Annotated in this window: 19 protein-coding genes; all 19 read right to left on the bottom strand. The window is 71.5% G+C overall.

Annotated features, from left to right (window positions below; all coding sequences use genetic code 11):
* Position 1: 1 nt before the first annotated feature.
* The 19 genes from M1203_RS36060 to M1203_RS35970 all read right to left on the bottom strand — a co-directional run bounded on the left by M1203_RS36060 (position 2) and on the right by M1203_RS35970 (position 14,201).
* Entirely contained in the window at positions 2–853 is an 852-nt protein-coding gene (locus M1203_RS36060; protein WP_249954086.1) for a histone-like nucleoid-structuring protein Lsr2, read from the bottom strand.
* On the bottom strand, positions 853–1,419 hold the full coding sequence (locus tag M1203_RS36055; protein WP_249954085.1) for a WhiB family transcriptional regulator: 567 nt from the start codon (positions 1,417–1,419) through the stop codon (positions 853–855). Before M1203_RS36055 ends, M1203_RS36060 begins: the two co-directional genes overlap by 1 nt.
* Positions 1,416–1,877, bottom strand: coding sequence for a hypothetical protein (locus M1203_RS36050; RefSeq protein ID WP_249954084.1), 462 nt, complete (start codon positions 1,875–1,877; stop codon positions 1,416–1,418). Before M1203_RS36050 ends, M1203_RS36055 begins: the two co-directional genes overlap by 4 nt.
* Positions 1,874–2,554 (bottom strand): GGDEF domain-containing protein, encoded by a 681-nt coding sequence (locus M1203_RS36045; RefSeq protein ID WP_249954083.1) that lies wholly within the window; start codon positions 2,552–2,554, stop codon positions 1,874–1,876. The genes M1203_RS36050 and M1203_RS36045 overlap by 4 nt, the downstream gene beginning before the upstream one ends.
* Before the next feature lie 90 nt (positions 2,555–2,644).
* Positions 2,645–2,941 carry a hypothetical protein gene (locus M1203_RS36040; RefSeq protein ID WP_249954082.1) on the bottom strand — a complete coding sequence of 99 codons (297 nt, stop codon included), beginning with the start codon at positions 2,939–2,941 and terminating at the stop codon, positions 2,645–2,647.
* A 104-nt stretch (positions 2,942–3,045) separates the two neighbouring features.
* Complete coding sequence (locus tag M1203_RS36035) at positions 3,046–3,462, bottom strand: NUDIX hydrolase (protein ID WP_249954081.1); 417 nt, start codon at positions 3,460–3,462, stop codon at positions 3,046–3,048.
* A gap of 62 nt (positions 3,463–3,524) precedes the next feature.
* Entirely contained in the window at positions 3,525–4,322 is a 798-nt protein-coding gene (locus tag M1203_RS36030; RefSeq protein ID WP_249954080.1) for a hypothetical protein, read from the bottom strand.
* A 92-nt stretch (positions 4,323–4,414) separates the two neighbouring features.
* Positions 4,415–4,984: a hypothetical protein gene (locus M1203_RS36025; protein WP_249954079.1), complete on the bottom strand. Its 570-nt coding sequence runs from the start codon at positions 4,982–4,984 to the stop codon at positions 4,415–4,417.
* A gap of 93 nt (positions 4,985–5,077) precedes the next feature.
* The gene (locus tag M1203_RS36020; protein WP_249954078.1) at positions 5,078–5,788 is read right to left on the bottom strand and encodes a hypothetical protein; all 711 of its coding nucleotides are present in this window, start codon (positions 5,786–5,788) and stop codon (positions 5,078–5,080) included.
* A gap of 94 nt (positions 5,789–5,882) precedes the next feature.
* On the bottom strand, positions 5,883–6,263 hold the full coding sequence (locus tag M1203_RS36015; protein WP_249954077.1) for a hypothetical protein: 381 nt from the start codon (positions 6,261–6,263) through the stop codon (positions 5,883–5,885).
* Between the two features lie 108 nt (positions 6,264–6,371).
* Entirely contained in the window at positions 6,372–6,938 is a 567-nt protein-coding gene (locus M1203_RS36010) for a hypothetical protein (RefSeq protein ID WP_249954076.1), read from the bottom strand.
* Between the two features lie 108 nt (positions 6,939–7,046).
* Positions 7,047–7,529, bottom strand: a complete 483-nt coding sequence (locus M1203_RS36005; RefSeq protein WP_249954075.1) for a Pycsar system effector family protein — start codon at positions 7,527–7,529, stop codon at positions 7,047–7,049.
* Positions 7,530–7,621: 92 nt separating this feature from the next.
* Positions 7,622–8,206, bottom strand: a complete 585-nt coding sequence (locus M1203_RS36000; RefSeq protein WP_249954074.1) for a hypothetical protein — start codon at positions 8,204–8,206, stop codon at positions 7,622–7,624.
* Between the two features lie 302 nt (positions 8,207–8,508).
* On the bottom strand, positions 8,509–8,949 hold the full coding sequence (locus M1203_RS35995) for an RRQRL motif-containing zinc-binding protein (protein ID WP_249954073.1): 441 nt from the start codon (positions 8,947–8,949) through the stop codon (positions 8,509–8,511).
* Positions 8,933–9,448 carry a hypothetical protein gene (locus tag M1203_RS35990; protein ID WP_249954072.1) on the bottom strand — a complete coding sequence of 172 codons (516 nt, stop codon included), beginning with the start codon at positions 9,446–9,448 and terminating at the stop codon, positions 8,933–8,935. The genes M1203_RS35995 and M1203_RS35990 overlap by 17 nt, the downstream gene beginning before the upstream one ends.
* Positions 9,449–9,684: 236 nt before the next feature.
* Positions 9,685–9,855 carry a hypothetical protein gene (locus M1203_RS35985; RefSeq protein WP_249954071.1) on the bottom strand — a complete coding sequence of 57 codons (171 nt, stop codon included), beginning with the start codon at positions 9,853–9,855 and terminating at the stop codon, positions 9,685–9,687.
* A 38-nt stretch (positions 9,856–9,893) separates the two neighbouring features.
* Positions 9,894–11,330 (bottom strand): DUF2637 domain-containing protein, encoded by a 1,437-nt coding sequence (locus M1203_RS35980; protein WP_249954070.1) that lies wholly within the window; start codon positions 11,328–11,330, stop codon positions 9,894–9,896.
* Positions 11,331–11,616: 286 nt separating this feature from the next.
* A complete protein-coding gene (locus tag M1203_RS35975) occupies positions 11,617–13,743 on the bottom strand; it encodes a hypothetical protein (RefSeq protein ID WP_249954069.1) in 2,127 nt (708 codons plus the stop codon).
* Positions 13,743–14,201, bottom strand: a complete 459-nt coding sequence (locus M1203_RS35970; RefSeq protein ID WP_249954068.1) for a hypothetical protein — start codon at positions 14,199–14,201, stop codon at positions 13,743–13,745. The genes M1203_RS35975 and M1203_RS35970 overlap by 1 nt, the downstream gene beginning before the upstream one ends.
* Positions 14,202–14,273 lie beyond the last annotated feature (72 nt).

Below are 14,273 nucleotides of genomic sequence, written 5' to 3'. Positions count from 1 at the left end.
GTCAGCCGGCCTTCCGGACCGGCGCCTGGTGCGCGGCGTCGTATGCCTCGAGGACCCGCTTGGGCACCATGCCCTGGTCGGCGACCTGGTGGCCGTGCTCGCGTGCCCACGTCCTGATGGCGGCGAGTTCCTCCCGGGTGCGGCCGCTGCCCAGGCCCGCGCGGATCGGGGTGGGCGCGGCGGCCGCGGTGGTGGTGCGGGTGCTGGCCTTCACGGTGCGCAGCTGCTCCTGCGCCTTCTCCAGTTCGGCCCGCGCCTTGGCGACCTTCTCCTCCGCCTCGCGCTGCGCGGCCTCGCTGTCACGGCGCTCGGACAGCTCGGAGAGGTCGGCGGTGATGCGGGCGGCGCGGCTGCGGACTCCGGCGGCCGTGTGCGCGGCCGCCCAGTCGAGCAGCTCCTGGACGGCGTTGGTGACGGGCAGCGCGACGACCGGGACGTCGATGGCGGGGGCCTCGGTGGCCGAGGTGTCCGCGGCCGCCGGGGGGAGTTCCAGGGCGTGGTCGGCGATCAGGTCGCTGAGCTCGGTCTCGCTCAGGCCGGTGGCCTCGCGGATCGCCTGCTCGGAGTCGCCGTTGTTGTGCATCGAGATCGCCATGGCCTCGAACGCGGACAGGGCCGGGGCGGGGGTGTTCGTCATGGTGGGTGCGTCTCCGGTTTCCGGGATGAGGGGGAGCAGGGCGGTGAGGGTGTCGGTGTCGGTGGACAGCCCGAGGACGTCCAGGAGCAACCCGAGGTCGTCCTTGTCGCGGGAGCTGCGGGCGGTGACCCGGGCCGCGGCGGCGAGCTGCTGCGCCGGGGTCGGGTCCAGGGGCAGCGACTCGGCTTCGAGGGCCTCGGTCCAGTCGGTGAACATCACGCCGCCTTGCCGCTGGCGACCAGCGCCAGCACGCGCAGGTTCGACGCCGCGCGCTGGGGGGTGATCGGTTCCTTCCAGCGGTTGTACGGCGCGGGCCGGGTGGGGATGGACTCCAGCTCCAGGCGGGCGAGCGCGAGTTCGCGGACGGTCGGCGGGACGACGCGCGCCGCCCGCTGCCGCTCCCTGCGGAGCCGGTCCTGTTCGGCCACCACGCCGACCCAGTCCTCACCGAGCCGCGCCACGAGCTGCTTGCGCAGCTGCGTGCGGTCGCGCTTGGTGGTCGCCGCCCACACCCCGGTCTTCGTCATCGTGGGGTTGGCCAGCGACCACTTCAGGCAGTCCTTGACGATCGGGCAGCCGGAGCAGGCGTGCTTGGCCTGGGCGAGCGCCTTCTCCCGGGCGCGGGGCTCCTTGTCGGTGTCGTGGATGTCCTCGATCTGGAACAGGGCCGGGCTCGTACGGCAGCGCAGGACCTGGTCGGTCTCGGGGAAGGGGATGCGGTCGTCGGCGAGGACGATGGTCGGCGCGTTGGGGACGCCGGTGCGGTTGCCGTTGCCGCTCATGAGGTGACCTCCGGAGCGAGGTGAGGGAGCTGGAGGAGGACCTGGTCCACGAGGTCCTGCGGGGGGCGCCACGGCCCGAGCTGTCCGTGCAGCCACGGGATCGGCAGCGCGAGCTCCTGGACGTCGGCGAGGACGAGGTGGAACGCGTCGGCCTGCGCCCAACGGGAGCACGGCGAGGCGCCGGCGGCGTCCTGGTGGCAGTCAGTGAGGCGGGCGACGCCGATGACGGCCCGGGTGTGCAGGGCGCGGCCGCGGATTGCGGTCGCGACCAACGGGTCGCGCATCGGGGCCCGCTCGGTGGCCTGCCCGGCGTGCAGCAGCAGCCAGCCGCGCCAGGACCAGGCGGCCGGGCGGTTCTCCACGTCCTTCCCGGCGAGGATGCAGGTCGTCCAGGGCTGGCGGATCGTGATGCCCCGGATCCAGGTGCCCGGGTCGACCGGGGTGGGGGTGTTGCTCATGCCGCCTGCCCCAGCGTGTGGGTGCCCGGCCGTCCGGCGCGGCGGCCGTTGATGGATGGCACCGTGGCGTGCGAACGGTTGGCGAGCACGGCGCGGCCGGTGTGCTTGCCCGCGTACATCGCGGCGTCGGCGGCCCGCTGGAGCACGGAAAGGTCCGTCGTACCGAGAACGTCGGGGCAGGCGGCGCCGACCGACGCGGCGACGTCGACCAGGACGCCGTCCTCGACCTCCACCGGCTGCGCGAGCAGCTGCACGAGCTGGGCGAGACGGATCTCGCGGCGGGCGGGTCCGATCCGGACCGCGACGGCAAACTCGTCCCCTCCGAGCCGGCCGACCGCGCTGCGGCTGCCTGCCCAGGCGGTGATCCGGGTCGCGGTGGCGGCCAGGACGCGGTCGCCGGCGGCGTGCCCGCCGGGTCCGTCGTTGATCTGCTTGAAGTGGTCCAGGTCCACCAAGACCACCAGGGCGGCGTCGCTGTACCGGTCGGTGATCTGCCGGGCCCGGGTGGTGAAGCCGTCGCGTCCGAGTAGCCCGGTGAGCGGGTCGCGGCGGGCGGCGGCGAGCTTGCGGTGCAGGCTGACCGCGTGCACGGTCCAACCGGTCAGCGGCACGGCGAGCGTGGTGATGAACAGGGCGCGTTGCCCGATCGGGGCCTGTACGCGCACGGTGGAGGCCATACTGGTCTCTCCCTCTCGTCTTGTACGGGATGGGTAGGCCCGGGGCGGCCGACTGGTTTTCCGGCCTTTGGCGGCCGTCCCGGGGCGGATTCAGAACGTGCGGCGCGTGCCGAACAGGCCGTGGGGGTTCACCCACGGAGCGGCCGTCGCCTTGTTCCAGTCGAGGTCCCAGTCGGGCCGCAGCCCCTGGGCACCCCAACCGCTGACGAACTCGTGCGGGATCTCCTGTCCGGCCTGGTGCAGCAGCCGCGCCTTGTCGTATGCGTCGTGCGCGGCGTTGCGGGCAGCGAGGGGGTCGTCGGCCAGGCCGACGAAGATGTGGATGCGCTGCCCCGGCTGGTCGTGGTGCTTGGTCGGGACGTCAACCTCAAAGTAGCGAAGCGGCATGACGCCCATCTCCTTCCATTGCTGGTCGTGGCGGAACACCGCGACCGCCCCGGCCGGGAAGGACCGGGGCGGCACGGAGGAACGCCGCGCTCGCGCGGAAGGGATCAGCGCTTCGCGGCGGCCGCCACGATCTCGGCGTGGTCGAACGCGAGGTCGGGGAGCTTGTCCAGCGGCCACCAGCGGGCGGCGGTGGCGTCGTCCCCGGCCGCCGGTTCGACCAGCGCGGGCAGGGTGGCCGTGTAGGCGACGCTGACGTACCGGCCGCGCGCGTCACGGCCGACAGCATCGAAGGCGCCCACCTGCCGCAGGTCGGCGGCCGGGACGGTGATGCCGGCCTCTTCCTCCAGCTCGCGCACGGAGGCTTCCAGGCTGGTCTCTCCCTCGTCCACATGACCGCCGGGCAGCGCCCAGCAGCCCGCGTGCGGATCCCAGCCGCGCTCGATCAGCAGGACGTGCCCGGCGGCGAACAGGACGACGTCGGCGGTGAAGCGGATCGTCTCGGGGGTGGTGTCGGTGCTCAAGAGGTGCCTCCGGATCTCGGAGCGGAGCCCCGGCCGGGCGGCCGGGGCGGGGCGGAACGCCGTCAGGCCGGGACGGGGGCGGGGGTCTCCAGTCCGGCACCGAGCAGCAGACCGCGGATCGACTGCTCGTACTCGCCGGAGCGGATCCGGTCGAACATGAGCTGGCCGGCGGCCAGGCAGCGGGCCCGCAGCTGGATCAGGGCGACGGCGTGCGGGTCGGCCCCGGCCTCGGTCGCGGCCTGTCCGGCGGCTTCCCCGGCGAGCTCGTTGGCCGCCTGGAGCGCGGCCTCGCGCCGGGAGTACTGCGCCCGGCAGAACGCCCACCCGGTCAGCGCCCGGGTGCGGTCCACCCTCTTCTCCCACGCCGTGTACGCGGCGCGGGTGCCCTCGGGGTCGGCGGCCCACTCGGTGGCCCACTGCCGAGCGAGGTCGGGCAGCTGCGCGATGGCGGCCAGGGTCTGGACGCCGCGGTGCCCGAACGCACGCCAGGAGTCCGTCTCCTCCACGACGCGGATCTGCTGGGACATCAACCAGTACGGGGAGAAGTCGCCGCCCCAGTTGCCGGTCTCACCGAGCGGCTCCACGATCCAGAGCCGGATCGGCCAGCCGTCCTCGATGCGCTCCAGGATCTCGCCGGGCCGGGTGTACATGTGGAAGTAGCCGAAGGGGCGGTCGGTGTACCACTTGCGGCCGGGGCTCGGGTGGTCGATGACCTGGCCGATGTTGTCGGCGAGGTTGACGGTCGGGATCGTCTCGCCCTGGGCGCGGTGGTAGCGGGCGAGGTAGTTGTCGGTGGGCGGGACGGTGCCGTCGGGCCGGGTCGCCATGTAGTGGATGACGGGCCGGGCGCTGCGTGCCATGACTTCCTCCGTGTCGGTCAGGAAGGTGTGGGCTGACGTGCCCCCGCACCGTCCCGGCCGGGGAGGCCGGGGCGGCACGGCGGCGCGTCAGGTCACAGGCGGCGGGCGAGGTCCGTGGTGATGCGCTCGGCTTCGGCTCCGTCGGCGAGGATCTGCGCCTGGAGCTTGTTGGCCTGCCGCTTGCTGAGCGGTGCCACGTTCATCTCGTGGCGGACCCAGGCGACGCGGTTGTCGCGGGCGCCGGAGCGGATGAGCTGGTCGACCTCGACGAAGCCGCGCAGCAGGCTCAGCTTGAGCTGTTTGGGGTCGCGCATCTTCGGGGCGTTGATCAGCATCCACATCGCGCCCTTGGGGGCGATCACGGTGGCGACGCGGAAGTCCTTGGGCTTGCCGATGATGCTCTGCTGGACGCCGACAGACTTCCAGGTGTTCTCCGGGACGCCGGCGGCTTCGCCCTGCGCCTCGTTGGCGAGGGAGAGCAGCAGGCGCGGCTTGGTCAGGATGATCGTGACCGCGCCCAGCGGGCGGCGTCCGAAGTGGTCGTGGACCAGGTTGCGGACGGTCGGCGCGTAGAAGGTGACGCGCTGTTCGGCGGTGCGGGAGACGAACGCGCCGTAGCGCAGGACGCTGAGCTGGGAGGGCCTGTTCCTGGTCGCGGGCATGGTCGATGCGGTCCTCTCGATGGGGGAACGGGGTGGGCTGATTGGCCACCGCACCGCCCCGGCCGCGCGGGCCGGGGCGGAACGGGTAGCCCGTCAGGCTTCGAGGACGGCCTTCATGTGGGTGTCGAGTTCGGCGATCGTGCCCGCGACCTTGTCCTTGGCGGGCTCGGTGTCGCCGGTCACCGGGACGGCGGGGAGGCCGGCGGCGCGGGCGGCGAGGTGGTGGCGGATCTGCTCCATGCCGGTGATGACCACCGGCTCCTCGCCGTCGCCGGTCAGCAGCGTGAAGTGGTGCTTGTAGTCGTCCCTGTCCGCGCGGTGGTGGAGCACCACGCCCGGGGCGAGGTAGAAGGACGCCTCGCCGTCCTCGTAGCCGCGCCACCGGTCCTCGCTGCGCAGGAAGTTGTCGCTGTCGTCGATGCGGAAGGCGGCGCTGGCGGCGCGGTGCGCGGCGTCCTCCTCGGTCGCGACGACGACCTGGGCGAGGGCCTCGTCCAGCGTGGCGGCGGGGGCCGGGGCGGTGTCCCTGCGCGGGGTGGTCGACTGAGCGCTGCTGCGGGCCTTGGTGAGCAGGCGGCGCAGCGGGGTCAGGATCAGCTCGGCCAGGGAGTTGACGGCGACGGCGGCCACGACCGCGACGCCGCCGGCGAAGGCCAGGCGCCAGTCGCCGGACCAGGTGTCGGGCGAGTAGGTGTAGCCCGCCCAGGCGCCGATGGCGCCGCCGATCACGACGGTGACCATGTCCAGGCCCTCGGTCGCGGCGTCGGCGACGGTGAGGGTGGCGCGGCGAACAGCTCGGTTCATGATGGGGTGCTCCTTCTTCTGTCGGATGCGCTCTGGTGGGGGAAGGGGTGGCTCCGGGGCGGCCGGGTTCGATGCCTGCGGCCGCCCCGGGCGCTCAGCTGGCCGCGTGGAGCGCGGCGGTGGTGCGGACGGTGTCCGCGAGCAGCACGGTCAGCTCGTGGCCGTGGTCGACGACGTCCTCCAGGCGCTCGATGAGCTCCGGGGCCAGGCCGCGTGCGCGGGCTCCGGTCAGGACGCCCTCGAGGTAGAGGACGTCGGCGAGGACGCGGCCGCGGACGTCCAGGACGCCGGGCTGGACGCACAGGGCGTCCGCGTTCTTCGCGGTTGCCAGGGCCGCGTGGTCGGCGGCCTCGGTGTACGCGGTCTCGGTCTGCTCGGTGAGCAGCTCGTTGACGGCGGTGGTGTCGCCATAGGCGCGGCGCCAGCCGAAGCGGGCGGCGGCGGCCTCCATGAGGGAGCGGCGGGCGAGGGACACGGTGACCTCCGGGGGAGGGCCGGTCGTCCGGTCTCGGCTGACCGGGCGGACACCGCGTCGCCCCCGGCCGCCCACGTGCGGCGGGCGGGGACGCGCGGAGAGCGCCGGTCAGCTCTCGATCATGCGACGGGCGTAGTACCGGGCACGGCCGCTGTACTCGCAGCGGTCGGTGCGCAGGATCTCCGGCTGATCGACCGCCAGTTGCTGGAGCGCGGCCTTCAGCGAGTCATCGGTGCGCTGGAGGGTGAGCCTGATCAGGTCCAGCGACTCGATCCAGACCTGCTCGTCCGCGCCGCGGTTGCGGGAGGCGGTCACCCAGGTACTCAGCCGCTCGTGCACGGCGTGGTCGTCCGGGCGGGCCGGGATGTCGCGGGGCAGCGCGCGGCAGCTGGTGGCGTGGTCGTTGGCGACCGCCGCTGCCTCCTTCAGTTCGAGCCACCCGTGGCTGGTGAACTTGTTGCTGGCCTTGACGAAGTGGCAGCCCAGGCATGCGACGTTGTGCCGGTAGTTCTGCGCAGCGGTGTAGACGAGGACAACCGCGTGCGCCTGGTTGTAGTACCGCTGGGCGATGGAGACGCCCTCGGGCTTCCAGGTCTCGCCGATCTCCGGCCACGGCTCGGGGGTGACCTCCGGCTCGGCGGCGTTGCGGGTACGGGAGAAGAGGGTGGGTGCCATGGGCTTACGGCTCCTTGTCGGTGTCGGGACGTGCGGTGAGTCGAGTGCGCCGGGCGGCGATGGCGGCCACGGCGATGAGGACCAGGGCGTGCGCGTACGGCCAGCTGCTCATCCGATGACCGCGAGGGCGGCGGCGACCAGGAGCAGGGCGAGCGCGGTGAGGATCGTGTCGATCGCGCGGGCGAGGCGTGCGTACTTGGCGACCGCGATGTTGGAGAGTTTCTTGATGCGGGCGGCGCGGGTGTCCTGGTCCATGGAGGCCCGGATGGTGTCCGCGTCCTGCTGCGCCCAGTGAGGGAAGGAACCGGGTGCCGGGGAGCGGCCTCCGAGGTTGGGCCGTACGACCAGGAGCAGCAGCACGGCGGCGGCCGTGAGCGCGAGGGCGGCGGCGGCGCCCATGAGCTGGGCGGGCAGTGGCAGTTGCTTGTCGGCGAGTCCGGCGAGTCCGAAAAGGACCGCGCCGTCGAAGGCCAGTAATAGCGAGGCCTTGCTGTCGGTGCGGGCGATCTCGCTGGTGACCGCGGCGCAGGCCGCGTCCAGGTTCTTGCCCGGGTCGCTGGTGAGCGTCGCGGTGTCGGTGGCGAGGGTCATGTCGTCGGTCCCTTCCGGCCGGGCTGTCCGGCTCCCCGTCACCACCCGGCCCGCAGTGTGCGGGGCGGGTGGATCAGGCAGCCGCCAGACCGTCAGCGGGCGGGGTGGTTGTTGTTGATGATCAGCGGGCGCAGGGACAGGCCGCGTAGCGCGAGGAAGCTGCCGGTGGTCCAGGCGAGGACGGCCAGGGCGGCGGCGACGGGGCGCCCGGCTGCGGGGGAGGCGTCCCACACCATGAGCACCGAGCAGGCGCCGTGCGCGGTCCAGGTCAGCCGGGCTCCGACCGCGCCGGTGAGCCATGACAGGGCCAGGGAGGCGATGCCGACGCCCTGCCAGATGACGAACGCGCTGGAGGCCGTCAGCGGGAGGCCGGCGGTGTGTGCGCTCAGGTAGGCGTGGACGGGGTCGGTGACGGTGGCGGTCCACTGGGTGAACCAGGACCAGTCCTGGTGGTGCGACCAGGTGATGACCTTCGGCAGGCCCCACTTGAGGGTGAGGAACATGGCGATGATGCCGACGACGGCGAAGGCGGCGATGGCTCCGGGCGGGACGTCGTCGACGGTGCGGATCGGCTCCGGCCGGGTCGGCAGGGGGCGCCGGGGCGGCGGGACACGCTGGCTGTCGTCAATGGTCTCCAGTGGCGGGACTGCGGGGTCAGGCTTGTTGGGCTCGGTCACCGGTGGTTCTCCTTCGCGGTGCTCGACGGCGTCGCGGACGGTGTGCTGTGTGCGGAGCGGTGGGGCCGTGCTGGGAAGATCCCGGCTATGCAGGACCTGGTGGCGGTGGGCCTCCGCCAGGGCGGCGGGCCGGGTTCGGTCAGACGCCGATCACGGCGGGCGGCTTCTTCGCCATCGGGGGTGGGCTCTCCCAGGCACAGGGGACAGGTCATGTGCGCGGGGCCGGACTGCCTGGCTCCCCTTCACCACCCGGGCCGCGGCGTGCGGTACGGGTGGATCAGGCAGCCGTCAGGGGTGAACGGTCATGCTGCGGCGGCCCGTTGGTCACCGGGTGGGTGCAGGTAGCTGCCGGGTGCGGCTGGCGTGCCGTCGTAGCACTCCAGGCACGAGCCGAGGGATTTGAGCGGGAGGCAGTGGTAGTACCGCCTCGAACACGACGGGCACGTTTGTCGTTTCGCCATCGCTTTGTCGAGCGCGACTTCCTTGGCGAAGGTCATCGGCCGTACCGGCAGCGCACGCTCGATCTCGTACAGCCATGCCATGCGCTTGCCGCCACGGCACTCGATGACGGCGACCGGCTCTTGGCCGCCGGGCCGTAAGCGTCGCTCCCGCAGCTGCCGCCGGGTGGCGAGCCCTTTCGGGGCCTGTCTCCAGCGGTAGACGGGAAGGGTGCCGAACGCGGTGGCGTAGACGTCGACGTCCCGGGCGGCCGGCGGGGACGCAGGTTCAGCGGCGGCGGCCACGGTTGTGTCCGCGGCCGGTGTGGATCTGGACCCTGGCGCGGCCGCGGGCGCTCACGCTGATCCGGCCGGGAGCACTGGAAGGGACGGAGAACAGCTTGATGAGGACGAAGCCGCCCACGAGGACGACGCCCAGGAGCACGAGCGCCTGGACCAGCTGCACGAGGGCGGCGGCCAGGAAGTAAATGCCGATACCGGCGACGCCCAGGATGAACGCGACCAGGGCCGCTTTGACGAGCAGCGGGGTGACGATCGGCTGCGGGGCCGGGGCGGGCGGTGCGGCGTAGTAGGCGAGGGGTTGTCCGCCGGGCCCGGGGACGACGACCACGCCGTCGATACCGGTGGTGGGCGGGTAGACGACCGTGCCCTGGGGGAGCGGGACGACGTGCTGTCCCAGGGGCATCGGCTGCCCGTGCGGCTGGAGCGGTGCCGTTGGCTGTCCGTAGGGGTGGTGGAGGGGAACCGGCTGGTAGAGGGGCTGGGGCTGGTCTTCGTACGGCATGATGAGAGGTCTCCTCTTCGGGGGAGCCGGGCGGATGTCATGTGGCGTGAGGTCACGCCCGGGTGAGGCTCCGGCCTCTTCAGGGGTCCCGGGATGGCTTCAACATCCCGGGGCCCTTGGAGTAGTCGGAGCAGATCTCGTGGCAGCGGTGAGGCCCGGACCATCGTGGTCCGGGCCTCACCGCTGTTCGTGTTTCTGGCCGGGCCGGGCTGGCTTCAACAGCCCGGCCCTGTCTGTCAGCCCGTGAGGTGGTGGAGCCGGGTGGGGAGCATCTCCGGTCCGTGGAGCAGGATCGTCGGCGGATGACCGGGGCCGTCCCCGCTGGGCAGCAGGTCCGTGGGTTCGGGCTGCTGGTGAACGAAGTCGAAGCTGAAGCCGGTCTGGGTCTCGTTCTCGGTGTCGTCCATCGGGTCCTCTTCCAGGTGGTCGGTTCGGTGCGGGCGGGTCAGGCTGACTCGTCCAGGACGAGCAGCCCCTCGGCGATCTCCTCGTTGAGGATGTCGGCGATGTCCTGCAGGGTCCGGGTCTTTCCGGTGAGGCCGGCGGCCTTGAGGGAGCGGCGCGAGACCTTGCTGGATCCAGCGCGGATGATGCCGCGGGCGAGGTCGCGTGCTTCGGCGAGCTTCATGTCGTCGATGTCGGGCCGCGCGGGAGACGCGTGGTGCTCGCGGTAGCGGGTGGTCCCCCAGTCGGTGTCGCTCTGCGCGGCGTGGTCCCCGAAGGTGGGGGCCGCGGTGGTGAACCCGTGGGCGCGGGGGCCGGAGTTGGGGGCCGTGGTCGCGGTGGTGGTCCCCGGCGCGGTGCCGTGGTCCCCGGCGTCCGGCTCGTGGTCCCCGGTCGTGGTTCCCGGCGTGAAGGGCTGGTCCCCCGTGGTGGTCCCCGGTGTGGCGGGGTGGTTCCCGCTCGCGGTCCCCTCGTTGGGGGCCGGAGTGCCGGTGGTTCCCGGGGTGCGGGAGTCAGCGGCAGCGGCGGGAGCCGGGAGGGGGCCGGTTCCCGTGCTGGTGAGCGCGTTGGGCGGTACGGCGGTCCCCATGGGTGCGGGAGCCGGGGGGACCGGGGCGGGGGCCTGGCCGGGGGCCAGTTCGGCCGCCGGAGGGACCATGGTTCCCGTGATGGCCAGCGCGGTCCCCGCAGTGGGGGCCGCGAGGGCGGGATGGTTCCCGCCGGAGGGCTCGATGGCCCCCTGCTGGTCCCCGGTGAGGGTCAGCGCGAGGTCCAGCATGCCGCCTCGAAGGGGCCACTGCTTCTCGTGGGGGGCCACGCGGCGCCAGCGGCGCCCGTACTCGGCCCGGAGGTCCCCCTTCAGCTTGCGACGGTGCCCTTCGAGGACCAGGCCGGTGCGGTAGGAGCGGACCTCCCACAGGATCATCCGGCGCCAGATCCCGAAAGTTCCGGCGGGGTCAAGGGCCCACCGGCTGAGCCGGATCCCGTCCATGCGGCGCTGGGAGACCATGCCGGTCCGGCGCCGTACGGCGTGGCGGGCGCCCTCCATGAAGGCGATGAACAGCAGTGGCATTGCCGCGTGCATGCCCTGGCCGGTCAGGCGCTCGTTCCAGGGGAGGTTGGTGTCGACGGCGGCGATATTGAACCAGACCGTTGCGGCTGTGAACGTCCAGGCGAGCCATCGCAAAGGGGGGAGAGCCATGTCGAGCTGCTCCAGGAGCAGGTCGGCCACCAGGAGGGCGAGAATGCCCAGGTCAACGCCGATGGGGACGATCCATGCGTGGTCGCCGAAGCCGTATTCCCGGGCCACCTTCTCGACGGCGGCGAAGGAGCCGTATCCACCGAGGCCGGCGAGGCCCGCGAAGAAGAGTCCGGCAACAATGACTGCCCATTTCTGGGCCTTGGACAAGACGGGGGGAGCCTGGGGACGGTCCGCCATTGCGGTTACCTTCCGTAGTGTTCGAGGAGTGTTCGCGCGAACTGTTCGCGCGGCACAAATGCTGATCTTTCGGNAAGACGGGGGGAGCCTGGGGACGGTCCGCCATTGCGGTTACCTTCCGTAGTGTTCGAGGAGTGTTCGCGCGAACTGTTCGCGCGGCACAAATGCTGATCTTTCGGGCGGTGTTCGTGGTGTTGGCACACGAACAGAGCCGAGTTCCTAAGGTAATCTGGGGGTGCGAACAGTTCGGGACTCCGAACTGTTCGCACCCTCCCGCCAGTTACTCTCAGTTGTTCTCAGTGAGGGGGTCGCGGACGATGTCGTACTCGCCGTACGTCTCGGAGTCCTCGATGACGCCGGACTCCAGGAGCTCCGTCCGCAGCCGGTTCCACCAGTTGCGCGGGGTCTTGAGACTGACCCGCAGCCACAGGTCCGACACCTCTTTCGGCTCGAACGATGACTTTCCGTTCGCGAACCATTCGTGGAGGCGCTGGAGGATGGCCTGACGGCACGCGTCCTGGCTGAGCTTGTCGTCGTCCGCGGCCGGGGAGGGCAGCTGGAAGGTCGGGGCGTCATCCGCCGGCGCCTCGATCTCCGCCTCCACGGTCAGATGCTGGGTGACGCCCGGCTCGGGATCGGAGTCGAGGATGCTCTGGATCTCTTCCATCATGTCCTCGGTCTCCTTCGCGAGCAGTTCCTCATCGATCTCCACGTCCTCGTCCTCCTCGTACTCACTGTCGTCGTACGCGGAAGCCGGATCCGTGCCACCCGCACCGGTAGACGGCGCTGCCGGAGACCGCTGCGGGAAGCCGCCGTCTTCGCCGCCCTCCAGGAGCGGGGTGGTGTAGAAGGTGCGGTTGGTCCACAGCGGTCCGAACGCTTCGGCGGTCGTGGCGTCCATGGGGGTGCGGACGTTCATGCCCGCGGTGACAGCCGCCGCCAGGGTGGGCCGGTCGACGGAGTACGTACGGGCGACGACGGCCCACCGCTCCTCGGGGATGCCCATCCCGGCCCAGTAGGAGTAGCCGGGCTTGCGGTTGCCCCAGCCGGGGAACGCCCCGGCCTCGATCGCCTCGGGCGGCAGCACGTACTGCGCTTCGGCACCGTCAGCGAGACCGAAGGCGACGCCAGCTGGGTGGTTGGCCCGCGCGGAGGTGTCCATCTGGTCGTGCGTCGCACGCTGGATCTCGGATTCGACCCAGCCGCCGGAGGAGCGGATGGTGCGCAGCACCTTCCCGTACGCGTCGCCGTCGGCGTAGTCGGCGGCCTCCCCGCACACGATCATCAGGAAGTTGATGCCGCAGCCGGGCTCCCAGCGGGCCAGGCCCTTGGACGCCAGGTACGAGGCGCGGGCGTTGATGACCGGACCGAGCTGCTTGAAGAACCTCTTTGCCTCCTTCTCGTTGGTGATCACCATCTCGGCCGCGTGCCGGATGTGCCCGTAGTCCTGCATGAACTTGGCGCAGTTGACGATGATGATCGACACCTCGGAGCGCGTCGCCGCGTCCGTGATCAGGGACGCGTTGCCCTGTGTCTTCCCCGACCCGTTGGTGCCCTGGAAGATGCAGTGCTCCACGTTCCCGGTCTTCAGTCCCTGGGGGTCACGCAGGACACCGGGAAGGTTGACCTTGAGCGTCTCGCCGTCCTCGTAGCGGCCCAGGTGCAGCGGGCTGTCCCCGAAGCCGGTACCGAACGCGGACGGGCCGGGCCAGGGGAAGCCTTCCTTGAGGAGGTCGGCGACCTGGACCCGCATGGTGATGTCGGAGGAGTCGTCGTCATCCACGGTGTGGGTGATACGGCCGGCCCCCAGCTTGAGGGCGGAGGCCATGGCGGGGATCCGGCGGGCGAACTCGTCCGCTGTGGCCCCGTCCTTGGCCTCCACCTTGGCGACGACCGTGCCCTTGCCGTTCGACTGAGCCTCTTTCAGCTCGTGCTTGGCCAGGCCGATCTCCTTCTCCAGCACCGACCACTTGCCGCCGCTCTTCTCCCCCGCCGACTTCTTGTAGAGCGCGGACCAGATGTTGTTGCCGATGGACAGACCGGCGCCGGCGAGCAGCCAGGAGCCTGCGGTCGCACCGGTCTCCAGGCCGACGACCGTACCGAGCGTGACCCCGGCCGTCGTCGCGATCGAGTTGACCTGGTGGCGGATACGGACGTCCTTGTCACGCTTGGCCTTGACGTCGATGTGGCTGATCAGCTTGGTCAGCGCGGCACCGGTCCCGGCCAGGCCCAGCGCCGCGAGGGCCAGGCTGGCGGGGGTGGCCGACAGCAGGACGTGGCCGGTCTCCGCGACGACGCAGCCGCCGACGGTGATGGCCCACGGGCCGCCGTAAGTGACCCAGGCCTTCTTCGACGCCTGCTGCTCTTCCTCGGTACGGGTGTCGATCTTCTTGGCTCGGGAGCGCAGTGCCATCAGGCGGCCCTCCCGCCGGCCTCGCCCGGACGGCCCGTGCCACCGCGCGGCTTGTCACCGATCGAGAAGCCGGGCTTCTTGGCGTCCTTGCCCTCACGGGCCTTCTTCTCCGCGTCGATCTCGGGCTGGATGAAGTGCTTGACGAAGGAGGCGTACATTTTCACGCCGGACAGTCCCAGGACCTTCGCGGCGTCCGCGCCGCCCTTGAGATGCGCGCCGACCAGACGGGCGCGGATCTTGGACTGGACGCCGAACGTGTACCACTTGCCCTTGTACTGGCCGAGGATCGCGGACACCATGTCGGCGTCCATCCCGACGCGCATGTGGAGCTCCAGGCCGATCGCTCGCAGGATCCGGGCGTACTGGTAGAGGTCGCGGTCCGTTCGGAACTCGATCTTCTCCAGCTGCTGTACCAGCTTGGCGAGATTGGAGCCGATCTTCTCGTCGCCGTCACTCATGGGGTTCCTCTCAACAGGTGGGATGGTGCGGGGGATCGGGGGCTCTCACCTCCCCGCGACCCCGGACCGCAG

Origin of the sequence: Streptomyces sp. 35G-GA-8 (assembly GCF_023534745.1) — a bacterium.
Lineage (GTDB): Bacteria > Actinomycetota > Actinomycetes > Streptomycetales > Streptomycetaceae > Streptomyces.
This window is presented reverse-complemented; position numbering and strand designations above follow the sequence as displayed.

What these genes read in the sequence shown, in the direction of transcription:
- M1203_RS36020 (WP_249954078.1), bottom strand. Translation starts at nt 5,788, where the DNA reads ATGAACCGAGCTGTTCGCCGCGCCACCCTCACCGTCGCCGACGCCGCG.
- M1203_RS35990 (WP_249954072.1), bottom strand. Translation starts at nt 9,448, where the DNA reads ATGCCGTACGAAGACCAGCCCCAGCCCCTCTACCAGCCGGTTCCCCTC.
- M1203_RS35975 (WP_249954069.1), bottom strand. Translation starts at nt 13,743, where the DNA reads ATGGCACTGCGCTCCCGAGCCAAGAAGATCGACACCCGTACCGAGGAA.
- M1203_RS36030 (WP_249954080.1), bottom strand. Translation starts at nt 4,322, where the DNA reads ATGGCACGCAGCGCCCGGCCCGTCATCCACTACATGGCGACCCGGCCC.
- M1203_RS35970 (WP_249954068.1), bottom strand. Translation starts at nt 14,201, where the DNA reads ATGAGTGACGGCGACGAGAAGATCGGCTCCAATCTCGCCAAGCTGGTA.
- M1203_RS36005 (WP_249954075.1), bottom strand. Translation starts at nt 7,529, where the DNA reads ATGACCCTCGCCACCGACACCGCGACGCTCACCAGCGACCCGGGCAAG.
- M1203_RS36060 (WP_249954086.1), bottom strand. Translation starts at nt 853, where the DNA reads ATGTTCACCGACTGGACCGAGGCCCTCGAAGCCGAGTCGCTGCCCCTG.
- M1203_RS36010 (WP_249954076.1), bottom strand. Translation starts at nt 6,938, where the DNA reads ATGGCACCCACCCTCTTCTCCCGTACCCGCAACGCCGCCGAGCCGGAG.
- M1203_RS36045 (WP_249954083.1), bottom strand. Translation starts at nt 2,554, where the DNA reads ATGGCCTCCACCGTGCGCGTACAGGCCCCGATCGGGCAACGCGCCCTG.
- M1203_RS36050 (WP_249954084.1), bottom strand. Translation starts at nt 1,877, where the DNA reads ATGAGCAACACCCCCACCCCGGTCGACCCGGGCACCTGGATCCGGGGC.
- M1203_RS36055 (WP_249954085.1), bottom strand. Translation starts at nt 1,419, where the DNA reads ATGAGCGGCAACGGCAACCGCACCGGCGTCCCCAACGCGCCGACCATC.
- M1203_RS36025 (WP_249954079.1), bottom strand. Translation starts at nt 4,984, where the DNA reads ATGCCCGCGACCAGGAACAGGCCCTCCCAGCTCAGCGTCCTGCGCTAC.
- M1203_RS35985 (WP_249954071.1), bottom strand. Translation starts at nt 9,855, where the DNA reads ATGGACGACACCGAGAACGAGACCCAGACCGGCTTCAGCTTCGACTTC.
- M1203_RS36040 (WP_249954082.1), bottom strand. Translation starts at nt 2,941, where the DNA reads ATGCCGCTTCGCTACTTTGAGGTTGACGTCCCGACCAAGCACCACGAC.
- M1203_RS35980 (WP_249954070.1), bottom strand. Translation starts at nt 11,330, where the DNA reads ATGGCGGACCGTCCCCAGGCTCCCCCCGTCTTGTCCAAGGCCCAGAAA.